The following is an 18,820-nucleotide window of genomic DNA, read 5'->3' as shown; positions in this document are numbered from 1 at the left end:
AATGCCTCAGCTGGCGAATAAGTTAGATTCGCTCAGCAGAGCTTAGTTATCTACATTCGGAAACCTCTGTTATGAAAACTCACATCAGTTTTTATGGTATGGCTTTAACGTGCCTGTTTGGCTGTCAAAGTGCCTATTCTCCTAGCTTTAATAAGCAAAGTGTTCAACCCACTACAAACACTTTATTTGTTGAAACCACCGATATAGCGCCTCTTGAGGCTCGTGCTCGTAGAAAATGGGACGCAGCGGTTATTGCAGATTTAGACAAAGATGGTTACCAAGATATGTTGTTGACCGAACATGCGGCTAAGGTGCGATTGTTTTGGAACAACCAAGGTGTATTTTCACAACCTGTCGATTTTGTATTAGGCGATACCCACGGCATAGCAGTAGGTGATTACGACCATGATGGACGAATGGACATTGTGGTATCGCAAGGCGGCGGCGGTGGTAAAAAACCTCGTTATCCTAAAATATTCACCGTCAATGCAGATCGCTCAATTGTGGGTGGTGATGAATTTACCTTAGTAGAGCGCACACGAGGCCGAGCGGCTAAATTAGTCGATAGCAACCAAGATGGTAAGTTAGATTTAGTGTTGTCGGCGTTCCCGTTAAAATCCCAGAAAAAGGGCGCGAATCACCTTTATCTTAATCAAGGTCATCTACAAGGTAACCAGCAGCAGAGTATAGGTAAAGCTAAAAAAGGCCAACACGAATTAGTATTTGAACGTTTATTGCCCACAGCAAAATGGTTGGGGTACCGCACTTTAGTAACTGATTTTAACAACGATAATATCAGTGATTTAGTTTTTTATGGCGGCAAAAATATGGTTGCTGTGCAAGGTTTAGAAGGAGGTAAATATAAAAATGTTAGCCCTACTGTGTTTGACGGTATGGCAAATACCAGCGATGTTAGCACTTTGGCCGAAATCGATTTTGATAACGACGGGGACTTAGACTTATTTGCCACTCGTGCCAAACACCAATTTACTGAACAGCGCTATTACGACCAAGAAAATCAACGTTTTGCTTTTTTTGCCAGAAACCAAAAATTCCGCTTTGATGACTTAACCATCAAAGGCAACTTCAAATTAGAAAATCTACAAATGGCTTTCCCACACTTTGATGTGTTTATTGGCAAAAGCAAGAAACTGTATTCTTTTAGCGAAGAAAAACATGGTGGTCATCAACTTGAACTAACCCCAGAGCAAGCCGCAGGCTGGCCGCAGAAGTTAATTAAAAAAGGTTTGTACATAGGTTACTTAGGTGAGGGGGTGTGGCGTATTGCAGGTGATACAGCCTCTCCTACAGCTGGCGTGGTGCACAATGTGGTTTCTAAACCAAGTGTAATAGAAGATGAACTACTACCAGTTAAGTTATTGGAAAATCGTGATGGTAAATTTGTTGATGTGACTGCGCAATTGGGCATAGATATTCAAGAACAAACCACCAGTGCCACAGTCGGCGATTTTGATAACGATGGTTGGTCAGACATTTTTGTTATGCGCTATGGCAGCATGGCACAAGCCAATGAACAAATACTCCTGACCAATCAACAAGGTAAAGGTTTTATAGCTGCCGTAAATCATGGCCTAATATCCAGTGAGTTGGGAGCCACAGGTGGTGGTGCAGAGTCATTTGATTTTGATAAAGATGGCGACCTAGACATGGTGTTTGCCAATGAACGTGGTCGCTGGCATTTATTTGAAAACCAAACCAATTCTAAGTTGAAATCTAATTTTAATAGCCATCAATTCATTACTCTTGAAGTTGGTGACTCTCCAAAAGGTAAAGCCACTGCACAAGGTGCAAAATTGCAGTTTACAGCCTGTGGTAATACCTATGTGCGAGTAGTGGGGGCAACGTCTTCGGCATTTTCGCACAGTGCGAATAATCAGTTACACGTGGGCTTAGGCTCGTGCAACCAGGTTGAGCAGGCAGTAATTACCTGGAGTAACGGTGAACAAAGCGCGATTGAAATACCCGACACCAACGAAAGTTATAAGGCAGGAAAGTTCTGAACTGAGCTTTATGTAACAAGTAGATTAATTAACCTTATATTTATTTAAGAGGCTCTAACTCAAGAGACTCTAATTAAGAGAAAATTATGCAATTATCAAAAATATCATTAGCATTTTCAGTTTTAGTGTCATCTAGTATGTTAGTAGCATGCCAAAGTACTGACAGTGTCGTTAGTCAAACACAATCCCAAGAAAAGCAAACTTTTGTTGAAGCCTTTACTGATTTTCCCCGCGAAGAAAAAAATCTTCGTCAATGGGATGCAGCAGTGGTAGCTGACTTAGATCAAGATGGTTATCCAGACTTATTACTCAATGATCATGGCTTTGCCGTGCGAGTGATGTGGAATAACCAAGGTAAATACAGCAAACCTTACGATTTAATCATGGGTGATATGCATGGTATTTCGGTGGGTGATTTTGACCTAGATGGCAATCAAGAAATAATTATTTCTCGGGGCGGTGGTTCAGGCAGTAATGCCCGTAATTCTAAAATATTTAGAGTGACTAAAGATCGACAATTTAGCTCTGTTGCTGATTTTAAAGAGCCATTGGCAATGATGCGTGGTCGCACAGTCAAGTTTGTGGATTTAGATAATGATGGAGATCTAGATCTATTAAATTTTGCTTTTCCTAATCAAGAGCTTAAAGGTAAAAGTGAAAGTTATGTGTACCAGAATAACGGTCAAGGTGAATTGATTTTAAAAGACAAGCTCCCGCCTATGCCAAGAGACGGACAAAAAACACTGCTAACGGATTTTAATAATGACAATATAATCGATGTGATTATTTACGGAAATGGCCCGGTAAAAGCTTTCTTAGGCAATGGTGATTTAAGTTTTAAGGAAGTCACAGCTGAGGTATTCCCAAGTCAGATTAAACAGGTTACGGGTGTGGCTGAGATTGATTATGATAATGATGGCGACATGGATCTGTTTTTTACCCGTGGCGAAGAATTTGAAATTGGCGAAACTTTCTATGATGCAGAAACTAAAACCTGGGGCTTTTTTACTAAACGTGGCAAGTTTGAATTTGACGGTTTAGCAGTAGGCGATATTCTAAATATTGAAAACCTACAATCACAATGGCCAAACAAAGCTTTGTATATTGGTGAATCGGCATACGATTATGAATTTCCAGGGGAAAACCATTCAGGACGTGATCTTAGAATGATCAATAGCGACTCATTAGGTTTTCCTGACTCTCGTCCTAAAAAGGGCACTTACATAGGTTACATAGGTAATAAGCAATGGAAAATTGCCGGTGATCTTTGGGCGCCTTCTACGGGCATAGTGCATGGTGTGGAATCTTATAAAAGCAGTCAGCATAAAGCAGGGTTAAGCAATTTGTTGCTGGAAAATCAAAATGGTAAATTTGTTGATGTCACAGCTAAGCAAAATCTAACTGATAAAGAGCACTTTAACGGCGTGACAATCGCCGATATCGATAACAATGGTTATCAAGATATTGTGGTGGTACAGCGTGGTAACTTAGTCAATGTTAATGGGGCTCAAGTGTACTTAAATAGTGCTGATGGTTTTCAGCCAATGGCAGAGCATGGCGCAGTGTCAACTGAGCTAGGTGCTATTGGTATGAGCATTGAAAACCTAGATTATGATCTTGATGGCCGAGTAGATTTGGTGGTGGGCAATGATCGCGGTAAATGGCATTTATTTAAAAATACCCTAGCTGACTCTGCTAATTATTTGACCTTAGACTTTGGTCAATTTATTACCACTAAGCCATCGGCTTTAGGCGCTCTAGTCAATGTGACTGCTTGTGGAAGCTCACAAAGTCGACGTATTGGCACAACGGGAGCAAACTACTCTTTAAGCTTCAATCCTTTGGTACATTTTGGAGTAGGAGCTTGTGAGCAACCTGCAACAATAAAAGTAACTTGGTCGGACGGCAGTTTGTCTACACAAGAGGTTGTTGGCTTTAATCAAAAAGTGTTGATTAAAGGTTAAGAACTATTTATGTGTTATGTACTAGCCCATAGGTGATGATTACTTCACTTATGGGCTTTTTAAAAGCAGAAAAAGCAGACTAAAGCAGAGTGGAGCAGAAAAAGCAGTTTAAGAGCAGTAGCTAGTAAATAAGAGGTAGGAGATAGGTTTTACTGGTCTCAAATTTCGTCATTGCAGCATGCTGTTAGCAGTAATCCAGAATGGCAGAACACTGCAGGCTTAGCAGTAGATAGTAAAACAGCAAAAAAATGAGCCTATAGACAAGATTATCTACCGACATCAAAGCCCGTCATTCCGGTGTGCTTTTAAGCCGGAATCAATTCTTTTAAAAGTGGTGCCTAACCATTAGACACGAGCTTAAAAACAAAAAAATCTCACAGAGTTGCACAGAGGTTAAAAATGCGGCTACGCCGAAAAAGACTAAAAGCTATTCACCACAGAGGGCACAGAGAACACAGAGTAAAACAACAAAAACAGAATGTAGCAGGCTAAGCAGAGTGGGGCAGACGTAGCAGAATAAAGCAGTGCTTAGCCGCGAGATTCGAGCGGCGAGTTTAAAAGCAAAAAATTGTCACAGAGTTACACAGCGGTTATTAGGTGCGGCTTCGCCGAAAAGCCAAAAGTCTTAAACCACAGAGGCTGCGCTACACAGAGAAAAGCAACAAAACAGAATGTAGCAGACTAAGCAGAGTGGAGCAGAAAAAGCAGTTTAAGAGCAGTAGCTAGGAGATAGTACTATTCATTAGTCATATTGATAGTCTTAAATTTCGTCATTCCGGTGTGCTTTTTAGCCGGAATCCATAAACGCAGAATACGGCAGAGTGATGCAGACTAAGCAGTTAATAGCTATGTGCAAAAGAATAAAAGCGACTCACTAATTGTTACGAAGCCTGCCCTTGTAACTAGCCGCGAGTTTAAAAGCTAAGAAATTGTCACGATTATACACGGAGGAAAAAGGCTAAAGTCTCGATAATGGGCTAACCACACTGTTGCCACCTCGTTGTAAAATATGGGTATAAATTTGCGTGGTGCGTAAGTCGGCGTGGCCGAGTTGGTCTTGTACTGTACGAATGTCGGCACCCGATTGTAAAAGATGGGTAGCGACAAATTTGTCTGGAATAAATTTGAACATCCGCAGGATGGCCCGCAGGGGAAAATGCATGGACGCATTTTATAACGAGTGGCGCAATGTGTGGGGACTTACACGTTTAGTTAACTCAGCTTGGTTGGAGGCGCTGACAATAGCGCGTTGAATTTGTTTTTCGTTTAAATGGTGGCGTCTAAATAAACCTGTTTCGGGATCGATACTTAATTTTTGCGCTGGGAAAAGGTATTGCCAATCGAGTTCTTTATTTACCGATTTGTATTTTAAACGTAATGCGTGTGGCATCCAAACGCCAGCAAACCTTTCATCTTGTTGGTCTAAATGTAAGTAGTGTTTTACTTTGGCTATCTGAATTTGTAGTGCTGGGCTTAACTCTTGAGCCAGTGTTACCACTCGATGTTTGCCCCCTTTACCGTTCCAAATGCGTACACAGTGATAATCAAAGTCGATATCTTTGACCCGCAACCTAACGCACTCCATTAAGCGTAAACCGCTGGCATAGAGCATACTGACCTGCAGGTGGTAGTTTTGCTCAACTTTAGTTAGTAAACGTTTCACTTCATCAGGGGTTAAAACCACAGGCAATTTTTGTTGACGTTGGCTGCGAACAAAATCTAATTTTAACGTTAATGGTTTTTTAATAATCACTTTGTATAAAAAACTTAAAGCATTTAAAGCACTGGTTTGTGTTTGGGCGGCCACGTGACGAGTGTTAACCAAATAGCTTAAAAAAACTTCAACATCGTTGTCACTTAATTTAGCTGGGTGCTGGTTTTTATGAAAATGAATATAAAATTTCACCCAATGTAAGTAGGTTTCAATGGTTCGTTTTGCATATCGCTTTTCATACATAGTGTCGGTGATATGTTGTAAAAAAGGGGATTTTCTCACAAGTATTATCCTTTAGAATATATTTAATAACTTACTGTATATATAGACAGGCCTCTGTGATTTGTCCAATAACAGCAGATCAACGACAAATGCCGTATTTGAATAAGTATGTTTGCACATTGGGGAGTTATTCGTTATAAATGAATATCTTATGGGTCGTGTAAAAAACAGCCCGAATGAAATTGGACAATTTGTCGTGTTTGAACACCCCAAATTGTCGTTAACTAAATTGTTGAACTAAGCCGCTACGCGGAGCCTGCTTTTTTGGTCTGATCGATCACACTTGTAGATGGGTAATGTTGCCCATTTATCAGGAGAATTGTGATGACTCCATTACGTCAATCTTTGATCGACGAGTGCCAGATCAGAGGATATTCCACTCGTACGCGTGATACCTATATTTATGCTGTAGAACAACTTGCCAAGTACTACCATCAATCCCCCGAGAAGTTAACCGATGAACAATTGGAGCAGTATTTTCGTTCATTGAGTTTGGAGCGTGGCTTGTCATGCTCAACTATTCATGTGCAATTAAATGGTATTCATTTTTTGTACAAGCATGTGCTTAAACGTACGTTTTGTATTGAGGTGGTGTGGCCTAAAAGGCCCCGTACTATTCCTATTTTATTATCTAAAGCAGAGGTAAAACAGATAGTGGCGCATTGTCGTCACGAGAAGTATCGCACCATGTTGAAGATGTATTATGGCTGCGGATTGAGACTCAATGAGCTGGTGCATGTAAAGGTGCAAGATATAGACGGAGCCCGTCAAACATTGCGAATTCATAATGGCAAGGGTAACAAAGACAGAGATGTGGTGTTAACCATGTCGTTGTTGCATATTTTACGGGCTTACTGGCACCATTTTCGCTCGACAGATTGGTTGTTTTTCTCAAGCCGAGGCATGGCATTTAAGGTGGGGAATACGTCGGTACAAAAGGCTTTTCGCGAAGCCTGTAAGTTGGCAGGTGTGACGAAGAAGTGCAGTATTCATAGTCTGCGACATGCCTATGCCACGCATCAGTTAGAAGGTGGCATGCCACTTAACCAGCTTCAGCAACAACTAGGTCATGCCGATATTCGAACGACTCAACATTATTTGCATTGGTTGCCCGAGCTAAATAATGGTGCCCAAGATTTAATGGCAGATTGGGATGGTGTGTCATGAGTGCGCTGCATGTGGCGGATGCGTTACAGCAATTCCTGCCAGCGTATCGACAACATCATACATTGAGTTATCAACAAGATAAGGTATGCCGACATATAGTGGATTGTCGAACAGGGAAATTAGGTATGCAGCAGTGGCAATGCGGGTCGTGTTCGTTTGATAAAGTGGTGTATTGCTCGTGCCGAGATAGGCATTGTCCCCGCTGCCAGGGTAAGCAAACAGCACAATGGGTTGAGCAACAACAAGGGAATGTGTTGCCATGCAAGTATTTCCATCTGGTGTTCACCTTACCTCATGAATTGAACGTGATAAGTCAGTATGCCCCTGAAAAACTATACAAAAGTCTGTTTCAGGCAGTGTGGGCAACCTTGAGTCAATTTGCGATATCCCGTAAAAATCTGAAAGGGCAACTGGGCATGACAGCCGTGTTACACACGTGGGGGCAAACCTTAAGCCAGCATATTCACTTGCATTGTCTTATTCCTGGCGGGGCAATGGATGAGCATGCACACTGGCAAAGTGTCAAAAAGGCGTATTTGTTTCCTGTAAAAGCTTTATCTACTGTATTCAGGGCTAAGATGTTGGCCGCACTGAGGGCATGTGAATTGGTTGTCCCCCAAGCGCAGATGTTAATGAGTAAAGCTTGGTGTGTGTACAGTAAACCTTGTTTGTGTCAGCCCAAAACAGTTATTCGTTATTTAGGTCGGTATACGAAAAAAGGCATGCTCAATGAGTCGAGATTACAGGCTATAAGCGAAGAGAAGGTCACCTTCAATTACAAAGATTATGCAGATGGTAATCAGCATAAACAGATGACGCTTAGGGGTGAAGAATTTGTGCGTCGTTACCTCAGTCATATTCTACCAAAGGGTTTGATGCGCGTGCGGCACTTTGGTTTTTTAGCGAATTGTTGTCGACGTAAAAAACTTGAGGTCATTCGACGACAATTACCTGACATGGTGGAGCAACAGGACAATGAAGAAACATACGAACCCGCTAAATACTGGCCTTGTCCAGCATGTAAAGCAGGTGTGCTGATGTTGACGTCAATCGTACTGCCGCCCCTCAATGTTCAGAAGATAGCAAGTGGCTAAGATAATCGTATGACGGTCTAATACAGACCGATAAAGACGCAGTAATATGACAGGTAAATCACTGTCATGGGTTAGGCTGGCCTATCGTTTGGAAAACAAGATAAAGAGTCGATAATATGATAACCAGTACCGTGTTTAACATAAAAATATTGCTCATAGTGGCTGGTAGGTATGCGAATAAACTTGCCCTTGATACGCGAACCGCTATTCCTTTCAAATACAAATTCCATTAGCATAAACAATACCAATAAATTTAAGGGCAGGGTCTCGGCTTTGTCCAACAAGGTGATTATTCGTCACACACTACGTGCCGTATAATCACTAAGTAGTTATACATCGGGGAGAGTTTGGTGAATATCGAACTATGGAAAGGTTCCAATGATCAACCTAAGCAAGATAGATTTCTTGCGTCTTTGAATTATTCTCATGGCTTATTAACTGCCCAAATAGAATATCGAAAACTCGATCAGAGCTACCTTATTGCATTTCGTACTCCACATTATTTTCGAGTTATGGATGAAGGTGATTTATTAAAATTTCAAAGCCAATTTGACACACCTGTTTTTGCAGATGGCTTTATCTATCAAGCCTACGATTCAGAACTAATCAATTACTGCTTTAATGAAAAACATGAAATTTTTGAGAAAGATAAATTCAACCATTTTATATTGGTAACAGATGATGAATTTATTGATGTAATAACCTACGATGATCAACCAACTATTGTAGCAATCGATGTATAACAAAAACATAATGGTGGGAATTTTACTCGCTGGTAAAGCGCTCCTAAAATCCCCATATGTTAAGCGTTAGTGCGTCAAGCGAAGCTTGATGCATCTTGCAGGGTGTAAGTCCCTGTCAGGTAAGGTTTAGCCAACCACCTGTATCGAGTGTTGCGCCTATGGCGGAGTCTGGGATTGGTGAAATACTTATCAGCGATGCATTCGCAACCAGATGAACAATATAGGTGAAGCGTACACAGAGAATTATATAGGCCATAGGGAATGCGTGTTCCTGAAGTGCTGTTATCGCTCCGATAATAAATTAAGTTCTGACTGACGAGGCTTGTAACGCCGTCGAAGTCCAAGCAAAGCAACCGTTATTCAGCGTGTCTGAGATGGCAAGGTTGTGGCGAGTCAGCGGAGTTCTAAAGCCGTGGCATGTATAAAGAGATGTATTGAGAACTTGAGAGAGCCAGAGGTGTTCCATAAGGAAAATGGTAGGGTAGTTAAGCCACAAGCGAGACGAACGATGACCCTTTGGCAGTCAGACTTGCTCATAGTAGTTTGAGGTTGGGAAAGCCAACCACATGGCGAAGGGGCAAGCAGTTATATCAGGTGTTTAGCAGATACATAGACCGGACAAAGTAGGGCTGGATTCACTATGACAACCGCACTAAATGCCATCACATTTAAATCACAGACACACCCCAACCATAGATTTCAGAACCTATATGGATTGCTAGGAGATGATTTACTGTATCAAAGTTGGGGGCAACTGAATAAACGAGCAGCCCCTGGTATTGATGGCATCACGATGCCGAAATACAAAGAATCGCTTGTGGAACACCTCACACGTTTAAGTTCAGCCTTGAAAGCTAAGTGCTATCGAGCAGGTGACATTAAGCGTGTATTCATACCCAAAAGTCATGGTAAACAACGCCCATTAGGCTTACCCACAGTGGATGACAAACTGGTACAGCAAAGCGTGAGTCAGATACTGCAAAGTATCTGGGAAGCGGATTTCTTGCCTAACAGTTATGGTTATCGGCCAAATAAGAGTGCGCATCAGGCGGTGCATAGCTTGAGTTTGAATCTTCAGTTTAAAGGTTATGGCTATATTGTTGAGGCTGACATTAAAGGCTTCTTCGATAATATTGACCACAACTGGCTGATGGAGATGCTTAAACAACGCATTGATGATAACGCGCTCTTGAGCTTAATCGGGCAATGGTTGAAAGCACGAATAAAATCGCCAGAAGGGGATTATCTCAAACCACAAAGCGGTACACCACAAGGCGGTATCATTAGCCCCGTGCTAGCTAATATCTATTTGCATTATGCGTTGGATTTATGGTTTGAGAAGAAGATAAAACCTCGCATGAGAGGCAGGGCTATGCTGATACGTTACGCAGATGATTTTGTGTGTGCGTTTCAGTATGCCAATGATGCCGAACGGTTTTACAGCGTGTTGCCAAAACGACTCAAGAAATTCAAACTGGATACGGCACCAGAAAAGACCAGCCTAATAAGGTTCAGTCGATTCCATCCAAGTCGTAAGCGCCAGTTTGTGTTCTTGGGGTTTGCGTTTTACTGGGGCATTGATGCAAAAGGTAAACCGAGATTAAGGCGACGAACTGCGAGTCAAAAGCAGCGAAGTAGCCTGAGCGAATTTTACCATTTCATCAAAGCCAAACGCTCGCAGAAACTAGCGACTTGGCTACCTCAATTAAAACGCAAACTCACAGGGTTTAGAAATTACTTTGGGCTACCCGACAATAGCCGCAGCGTAAGTAAGCTATATAATTATGTGCTACATAGTTTGTACAAATGGCTGAACAGGCGCAGTGGTCGTCGAAGTTACAATTGGTGTAATTTTAAGAAGATGTTAGAGTATTTCCAAATACAGAAGCTACGAGTTAGCAAAAGAGTGATCCATGTTGACTGGTATTAAAGTGGTCGTGATTTACACGGGTGAATATATAACTGAAGAGCCGGATGCGGTAATTCCGCACGTCCGGATCTGTGTGGGGTCGGCTCAGTAATGGGCCGCTCTACCACGATGTGCGTCAAGCGAAGCTTGATGCATCTTGCAGGGTGTAAGTCCCTGTCAGGTAAGGTTTAGCCAACCACCTGTATCGAGTGTTGCGCCTATGGCGGAGTCTGGGATTGGTGAAATACTTATCAGCGATGCATTCGCAACCAGATGAACAATATAGGTGAAGCGTACACAGAGAATTATATAGGCCATAGGGAATGCGTGTTCCTGAAGTGCTGTTATCGCTCCGATAATAAATTAAGTTCTGACTGACGAGGCTTGTAACGCCGTCGAAGTCCAAGCAAAGCAACCGTTATTCAGCGTGTCTGAGATGGCAAGGTTGTGGCGAGTCAGCGGAGTTCTAAAGCCGTGGCATGTATAAAGAGATGTATTGAGAACTTGAGAGAGCCAGAGGTGTTCCATAAGGAAAATGGTAGGGTAGTTAAGCCACAAGCGAGACGAACGATGACCCTTTGGCAGTCAGACTTGCTCATAGTAGTTTGAGGTTGGGAAAGCCAACCACATGGCGAAGGGGCAAGCAGTTATATCAGGTGTTTAGCAGATACATAGACCGGACAAAGTAGGGCTGGATTCACTATGACAACCGCACTAAATGCCATCACATTTAAATCACAGACACACCCCAACCATAGATTTCAGAACCTATATGGATTGCTAGGAGATGATTTACTGTATCAAAGTTGGGGGCAACTGAATAAACGAGCAGCCCCTGGTATTGATGGCATCACGATGCCGAAATACAAAGAATCGCTTGTGGAACACCTCACACGTTTAAGTTCAGCCTTGAAAGCTAAGTGCTATCGAGCAGGTGACATTAAGCGTGTATTCATACCCAAAAGTCATGGTAAACAACGCCCATTAGGCTTACCCACAGTGGATGACAAACTGGTACAGCAAAGCGTGAGTCAGATACTGCAAAGTATCTGGGAAGCGGATTTCTTGCCTAACAGTTATGGTTATCGGCCAAATAAGAGTGCGCATCAGGCGGTGCATAGCTTGAGTTTGAATCTTCAGTTTAAAGGTTATGGCTATATTGTTGAGGCTGACATTAAAGGCTTCTTCGATAATATTGACCACAACTGGCTGATGGAGATGCTTAAACAACGCATTGATGATAACGCGCTCTTGAGCTTAATCGGGCAATGGTTGAAAGCACGAATAAAATCGCCAGAAGGGGATTATCTCAAACCACAAAGCGGTACACCACAAGGCGGTATCATTAGCCCCGTGCTAGCTAATATCTATTTGCATTATGCGTTGGATTTATGGTTTGAGAAGAAGATAAAACCTCGCATGAGAGGCAGGGCTATGCTGATACGTTACGCAGATGATTTTGTGTGTGCGTTTCAGTATGCCAATGATGCCGAACGGTTTTACAGCGTGTTGCCAAAACGACTCAAGAAATTCAAACTGGATACGGCACCAGAAAAGACCAGCCTAATAAGGTTCAGTCGATTCCATCCAAGTCGTAAGCGCCAGTTTGTGTTCTTGGGGTTTGCGTTTTACTGGGGCATTGATGCAAAAGGTAAACCGAGATTAAGGCGACGAACTGCGAGTCAAAAGCAGCGAAGTAGCCTGAGCGAATTTTACCATTTCATCAAAGCCAAACGCTCGCAGAAACTAGCGACTTGGCTACCTCAATTAAAACGCAAACTCACAGGGTTTAGAAATTACTTTGGGCTACCCGACAATAGCCGCAGCGTAAGTAAGCTATATAATTATGTGCTACATAGTTTGTACAAATGGCTGAACAGGCGCAGTGGTCGTCGAAGTTACAATTGGTGTAATTTTAAGAAGATGTTAGAGTATTTCCAAATACAGAAGCTACGAGTTAGCAAAAGAGTGATCCATGTTGACTGGTATTAAAGTGGTCGTGATTTACACGGGTGAATATATAACTGAAGAGCCGGATGCGGTAATTCCGCACGTCCGGATCTGTGTGGGGTCGGCTCAGTAATGGGCCGCTCTACCACGATGGGTTACAAGGAAAGTATGTCGTATATTCAAAAATTTTGTGAGTCGGCAATTGCAAAAGGAGATGGCACATCCTCAGATGATGCTAAGTATTTTGAAACAATGAAGAACGCTATTGCCCAAGTTAATGATCAGGCAGAATTACTGGCACTACTTGAACATAAAAATGATTGGGTGGTTAGTTGGACTGCTAGTCATTTACTTGCACAAAAAAATTATCCTCAAGCTTTGTCGGCTTTAAAAGTTATTGTCAAAAATGGCGGCATAATTGGCCTTAGTGCTGAGGTAGTAATTCAAGAGTTCGAGGGTGGTCAACATAAATCACCATTCGGGTTCAAGTAACCCTAACAAATGAATAATGTCGTTCGTAAACTCACTGGGACAAATACTCGCTGGCCTTCGGCCAAAACGCTCATATTTGCCCCATATTCAAAACGTTATACACAATAGGGATATAAATGACTGTAGAAGATAAAATAGACGTACTTTATTACCTATTTGGAATTTGCATGATTTTCTGGATATTGCGAGCTGCCATTAATTTGAAGCGACTTTTATTCCCACAAGTTCTTGAACGGTTGAACAACAAAATAGACGCTTGGGACAATCAAGGCCAATACGAGCAAATTCTAGCAAAAGCTGATGGATACCTTAGCAGGTATCCAGGTGAATCTAATTTTGCTTGGGCTAAAGCTAGAGCGCTTTTTAAATTGGGTAGGTATGACGAGGCGCGTTCTCTTTTTGTAGACATATCCTCATCAGAGCCACATTGGACAGAAAGTGCAGAAAAATATATTAACAATATTGATAAACGTAAAAGTGTATAACAAGCCAAGTCAGCGGGAATTTTACTCGCTGAAAAACACTCATAAAATCCCCTGCTTGGGGCGTTAGTGCGTCAAGCGAAGCTTGATGCATCTTGCAGGGTGTAAGTCCCTGTCAGGTAAGGTTTAGCCAACCACCTGTATCGAGTGTTGCGCCTATGGCGGAGTCTGGGATTGGTGAGATACTTATCAGCGATGTATTCGCAACCAGATGAACAATATAGGTGAAGCGTACACAGAGAATTATATAGGCCATAGGGAATGCGTGTTCCTGAAGTGCTGTTATCGCTCCGATAATAAATTAAGTTCTGACTGACGAGGCTTGTAACGCCGTCGAAGTCCAAGCAAAGCAACCGTTATTCAGCGTGTCTGAAATGGCAAGGTTGTGGCGAGTCAGCGGAGTTATTAAGCCGTGGCATGTATAAAGAGATGTATTGAGAACTTGAGAGAGCCAAAGGTGTTCCATAAGGAAAATGGTAGGGTAGCCAAGCCACAAGCAAGGCGAACGATGACCCTTTGGCAGTCAGACTTGCTCATAGTAGTTTGAGGTTGGGAAAGCCAACCACATGGCGAAGGGGCAAGCAGTTATATCAGGTGTTTAGCAGATACATAGACCGGACAAAGTAGGGCTGGACTCACTATGACAACCGCACTAAATGCCATCACATTTAAATCACAGACACACCCCAACCATAGATTTCAGAACCTATATGGATTGCTAGGAGATGATTTACTGTATCAAAGTTGGGGGCAACTGAATAAACGAGCTGCGTCAGGTATTGATGGTATTACGGTACCAAAATACCAGACATCGCTTGTGGAAAACCTCACACGTTTAAGTTCAGCCTTGAAAGCTAAGTGCTATCGAGCAGGTGACATTAAGCGTGTATTCATACCCAAAAGTCATGGTAAACAACGCCCATTAGGCTTACCCACAGTGGATGACAAACTGGTACAGCAAAGCGTGAGTCAGATACTGCAAAGTATCTGGGAAGCGGATTTCTTGCCTAACAGTTATGGTTATCGGCCAAATAAGAGTGCGCATCAGGCGGTGCATAGCTTGAGTTTGAATCTTCAGTTTAAAGGTTATGGCTATATTGTTGAGGCAGACATTAAAGGCTTCTTCGATAATATTGACCACAACTGGCTGATGGAGATGCTTAAACAACGCATTGATGATAACGCGCTCTTGAGCTTAATCGGGCAATGGTTGAAAGCACGAATAAAATCGCCAGAAGGGGAGTATCTCAAACCACAAAGCGGTACACCACAAGGCGGTATCATTAGCCCCGTGCTAGCTAATATCTATTTGCATTATGCATTGGATTTATGGTTTGAGAAGAAGATAAAACCTCGCATGAGAGGCAGGGCTATGCTGATACGTTACGCAGATGATTTTGTGTGTGCGTTTCAGTATGCCAATGATGCCGAACGGTTTTACAGCGTGTTGCCAAAACGACTCAAGAAATTCAAACTGGATACGGCACCAGAAAAGACCAGCCTAATAAGGTTCAGTCGATTCCATCCAAGTCGTAAGCGCCAGTTTGTGTTCTTGGGGTTTGCGTTTTACTGGGGCATTGATGCAAAAGGTAAACCGAGATTAAGGCGACGAACTGCGAGTCAAAAGCAGCGAAGTAGCCTGAGCGAATTTTACCATTTCATCAAAGCCAAACGCTCGCAGAAACTAGCGACTTGGCTACCTCAATTAAAACGCAAACTCACAGGGTTTAGAAATTACTTTGGGCTACCCGACAACAGCCGTAGCGTAAGTAAGCTATATAATTATGTGCTACATAGTTTGTACAAATGGCTGAACAGGCGCAGTGGTCGTCGAAGTTACAATTGGTGTAATTTTAAGAAGATGTTAGAGTATTTCCAAATACAGAAGCTACGAGTTAGCAAAAGAGTGATCCATGTTGACTGGTATTAAAGTGGCCGTGATTTACACGGGTGAATATATAACTGAAGAGCCGGATGCGGTAATTCCGCACGTCCGGATCTGTGTGGGGTCGGCTCAGTAATGGGCCGCTCTACCACGATTGTGTTTAATCAATCTACATGGAATGGAGTTCATATGAAGCATAGTAAAAATATAGGTATTATCTGTGGAACGTTAGGTTTATTGTCGGGTGTATATTTCGGTCTATTACCAATAATACAAAGCTTCAATTTTGGTGTTATATCAAGTCAACAAGCAGGAATATATTCAGCAACCACGGCAACAATTTTAGGTTTATCTGTTGCTACAATATGCGCTATTTATCATTACTCTAGCAAAAACACATAATCGGGTAGCCGGAGGTATCTAACCTCCAGCCCCCACAACACCCTGCATGCGGCTCCGCACAGGGCGTTTCACTTAGGATAGTGAAGCGCAATCCATCCATCACGTAACGAATAAAGCCCTTCGGATTTTAAGTAATCAAGCGATAAAGCCTGATTGACCCCCGGAGTTTTAGCACTACGCCATGGCCCCTTGCTGGTAATGCCACAGGCAACTGCGGCTTGAACATGCACACCTAATCTCATTAAACTTCTAACTTTAGTACGTGGCTTTCGCCACTGTCGCCAGTAGGCCATTCGAACTCTGCGCCTGATCCAATGATCCAGATCGACACAGCGCTGGTAACCACTGGCGATACCAAAGTAGTTTATCCAGCCGCGTAAATATTGGCTGATTTTAAAGAGTTGGTAGCGCATGGACACGCCCCAGTTACGGTTCGTTAACCTTCGGACTTGTTGCTTAAATTTCAGCAATGTCTTTGGGTGCCATTGAATGCGACCTGCCTTGAATGTAAATCCAAGGAATTTGCTTTCACTGGTTTTACTGACGTGGCTTTTAGTGGTGTTAACCACCAATTTTAAGCTATGACTCAGGAATCGACTGATGCTACTCAGCACGCGTTTTCCCGCACGAGGGCTGTTCACCAGTATGGTGAAATCATCCGCATAGCGAGCAAATTTGTGGCCTCGTTTCTCAAGCTCTTTGTCCAAAGGGTCGAGCATGATGTTTGCCAATAGCGGCGATAACGGCCCGCCTTGTGGCACACCTTCTCGACTCTCACTATAGAACTGGTTATCCCCCTTTGTTTTGCAGAGAACCCCAGCTCGCAAGTAACGTTTAATCAATTTAAGCAATCGCTTGTCCTTCACTTTATAGCCAAGGTGCGTCATGAGTAAATCATGATTAACGCGGTCAAAGAACTTCGACAGATCAACATCGACTGTAAAACGGCGACCCGTTTTAATGATGCTTTGTACCTGTTTCACCGCTTGTTGCCCATTTCGATTTGGCCTAAACCCAAAACTGTTGTCTGAGAAGGTCGGGTCGAAAATAGGCGTAAGGACTTGAGCAATGGCTTGTTGGATCACGCGGTCGATGATGGTCGGAATTCCCAACTGACGTTTACCGCCATCTGGTTTATCAATTTCCACTCGCCGAACAGGTGCTGGTTGGTATTGACCTGAGCGAAGCTCAGACATAATACGTTTCCAGTTTCCATCCTTTGCCCAAGCGGGGAAGTCATCAATGGTCATCCCATCAATGCCAGCAGCCCCTTTGTTGGCTCGAACCTGTTTCCATGCCGCCAATATATTGGACGGTTGTAGAATAGGTTCAAGTAGATGTGCGCTAAAGGCTGGCTGCTTATCGGTACGCTGAGTCACGTCGCTACCGGACGGCATTCGTGTATTCAAGTCTGACAAGGCTCCTCCTTTGTTCTAAATGTTCAGGCCTTCACCGTGTCCCAACCATTACGATGGGCATTTGGCTACTATGCCGTCTGCTGACTTCTGCTTAATCACAAAACGGCTTACGCCGCTATGCGCTATCGGTGTCATCTATTTGTTCTTTTCAGTTGATGACGCTGAAAAGCCAAGGCACTTATATACCAGAGCCTAACTGGTTAGTTACCGATCGCTTGTTAAGCAGATCTCCCCAGATAAGAGCATGAACTTTCTTTGCACTGCTGCATCATTTACGGTGGCCGTTAGATCACATGGTTTCGTCGTCTTGTGCCAACTCACCTTCAGCCTACGCCTCATATGATGTTCTTGTTCATCAGCTCGCAAATTTGCGTCCGGCTTCCTCCAGACAAATCCTCGCGGATTTGCCCTTGCCATTCACTAGTAGTTAACGTTTAATAACGGTAAGTTATATAAACGGTGACCTTCCTACAGAGGACTTTCACCTCATTAGTTCATGCCCATGCTGGGCGTACACAAGTTGCTTAAACGGACAAATAAAAGTTGGCTGCGCTCGTGCCTCGCACATTATAGCCAACCATTATTTGCCCCTTAGCAAAACGTTAGGAGTCAAATTGAAGGTTCGACATATAATTGAAGACTTGGAAAAATCATTCGAAATGAATGATGAATTCAAAGAGTTTTCTGTCGGTTTTGCTGAATATACGGAAGATAAAGACGGAACCATATATTTGAAAGATGTTGAGGCTATAGATTGGGACGAAGATGAAGAATTCTTTTTGATTCCGTCAGACATTGCAAAACACTATGAATTGACTGCAAAGGACTATACAGCTCTCCAACTCTATATCGAATTAGAGGCATTACCTGCTATTCATGAATATGACGTCTTTGCTCGATCCAGCACTAAAGTCGCTAAAGACGGTTCAGTTGCATCAATTAATTCGCCCACTTGGGCTACAAATTATTTAACTAACGATAAGGTTATTTATTTTCAACACGGTGATGCCCTTGACTCCTAACAAACCAAGTCAGCGGGAATTTTACTCGCTGCACAACGCTCATAAAATCCCCTGCTTGGGGCGTTAGTGCGTCAAGCGAAGCTTGATGCATCTTGCAGGGTGTAAGTCCCTGTCAGGTAAGGTTTAGCCAACCACCTGTATCGAGTGTTGCGCCTATGGCGGAGTCTGGGATTGGTGAGATACTTATCAGCGATGTATTCGCAACCAGATGAACAATATAGGTGAAGCGTACACAGAGAATTATATAGGCCATAGGGAATGCGTGTTCCTGAAGT

The 18,820-nt window shown here is 42.8% G+C and carries 13 protein-coding genes and 1 pseudogene; 12 read left to right on the top strand and 2 right to left on the bottom strand.

The features are described 5' to 3' along the window. Positions 1-71 precede the first annotated feature (71 nt). Positions 72-2,021 (top strand): CRTAC1 family protein, encoded by a 1,950-nt coding sequence (locus GQR87_RS18260; protein ID WP_158971841.1) that lies wholly within the window; start codon positions 72-74, stop codon positions 2,019-2,021. An 86-nt stretch (positions 2,022-2,107) separates the two neighbouring features. After that, positions 2,108-3,985, top strand: a complete 1,878-nt coding sequence (locus GQR87_RS18255) for a CRTAC1 family protein (RefSeq protein WP_158971839.1) — start codon at positions 2,108-2,110, stop codon at positions 3,983-3,985. A 958-nt stretch (positions 3,986-4,943) separates the two neighbouring features. Here the strand turns inward: GQR87_RS18255 and GQR87_RS18245 are convergent. Continuing rightward, positions 4,944-5,981: pseudogene (locus GQR87_RS18245) on the bottom strand (integron integrase). A gap of 324 nt (positions 5,982-6,305) precedes the next feature. On the opposite strand from GQR87_RS18245, the gene GQR87_RS18240 reads away from it, so the two are divergent. The 9 genes from GQR87_RS18240 (at position 6,306) to GQR87_RS18200 (ending at position 16,105) form a co-directional block, all read left to right on the top strand. Next, the gene (locus tag GQR87_RS18240) at positions 6,306-7,148 is read left to right on the top strand and encodes a site-specific integrase (protein ID WP_158967797.1); all 843 of its coding nucleotides are present in this window, start codon (positions 6,306-6,308) and stop codon (positions 7,146-7,148) included. Beyond that, positions 7,145-8,242, top strand: a complete 1,098-nt coding sequence (locus GQR87_RS18235) for an IS91 family transposase (RefSeq protein ID WP_158971833.1) — start codon at positions 7,145-7,147, stop codon at positions 8,240-8,242. Before GQR87_RS18240 ends, GQR87_RS18235 begins: the two co-directional genes overlap by 4 nt. 350 nt (positions 8,243-8,592) lie before the next feature. After that, positions 8,593-8,985: a hypothetical protein gene (locus GQR87_RS22220; protein ID WP_199271644.1), complete on the top strand. Its 393-nt coding sequence runs from the start codon at positions 8,593-8,595 to the stop codon at positions 8,983-8,985. 640 nt (positions 8,986-9,625) lie between these two features. Next, positions 9,626-10,915 (top strand): group II intron reverse transcriptase/maturase, encoded by a 1,290-nt coding sequence (gene ltrA, locus GQR87_RS18225; protein ID WP_158971831.1) that lies wholly within the window; start codon positions 9,626-9,628, stop codon positions 10,913-10,915. Positions 10,916-11,596: 681 nt separating this feature from the next. Beyond that, complete coding sequence (ltrA, locus tag GQR87_RS18220; RefSeq protein WP_158971831.1) at positions 11,597-12,886, top strand: group II intron reverse transcriptase/maturase; 1,290 nt, start codon at positions 11,597-11,599, stop codon at positions 12,884-12,886. A gap of 126 nt (positions 12,887-13,012) precedes the next feature. Beyond that, on the top strand, positions 13,013-13,336 hold the full coding sequence (locus tag GQR87_RS18215; RefSeq protein WP_158971829.1) for a hypothetical protein: 324 nt from the start codon (positions 13,013-13,015) through the stop codon (positions 13,334-13,336). Positions 13,337-13,452: 116 nt separating this feature from the next. After that, positions 13,453-13,821 (top strand): M48 family metallopeptidase, encoded by a 369-nt coding sequence (locus tag GQR87_RS18210; protein WP_158971827.1) that lies wholly within the window; start codon positions 13,453-13,455, stop codon positions 13,819-13,821. Positions 13,822-14,458: 637 nt separating this feature from the next. Further along, positions 14,459-15,748, top strand: a complete 1,290-nt coding sequence (gene ltrA / locus GQR87_RS18205; protein ID WP_158971825.1) for a group II intron reverse transcriptase/maturase — start codon at positions 14,459-14,461, stop codon at positions 15,746-15,748. Positions 15,749-15,892: 144 nt separating this feature from the next. Then, positions 15,893-16,105, top strand: coding sequence for a hypothetical protein (locus GQR87_RS18200; protein WP_158971823.1), 213 nt, complete (start codon positions 15,893-15,895; stop codon positions 16,103-16,105). Between the two features lie 68 nt (positions 16,106-16,173). On the opposite strand, the gene ltrA (GQR87_RS18195) is transcribed toward GQR87_RS18200, so the two are convergent. Further along, positions 16,174-17,523 (bottom strand): group II intron reverse transcriptase/maturase, encoded by a 1,350-nt coding sequence (gene ltrA, locus GQR87_RS18195; RefSeq protein WP_158969720.1) that lies wholly within the window; start codon positions 17,521-17,523, stop codon positions 16,174-16,176. Between the two features lie 614 nt (positions 17,524-18,137). On the opposite strand from ltrA (GQR87_RS18195), the gene GQR87_RS18190 reads away from it, so the two are divergent. After that, positions 18,138-18,545, top strand: coding sequence for a hypothetical protein (locus tag GQR87_RS18190; RefSeq protein WP_158971821.1), 408 nt, complete (start codon positions 18,138-18,140; stop codon positions 18,543-18,545). The last annotated feature ends 275 nt before the right edge of the window (positions 18,546-18,820 follow it).

The organism is Paraglaciecola sp. L3A3 (genome assembly GCF_009796765.1).
Taxonomy (GTDB): domain Bacteria; phylum Pseudomonadota; class Gammaproteobacteria; order Enterobacterales; family Alteromonadaceae; genus Paraglaciecola.
Note: the sequence above shows the minus strand (reverse complement) of the source record. Positions and strands in the feature narration are given on the sequence as shown.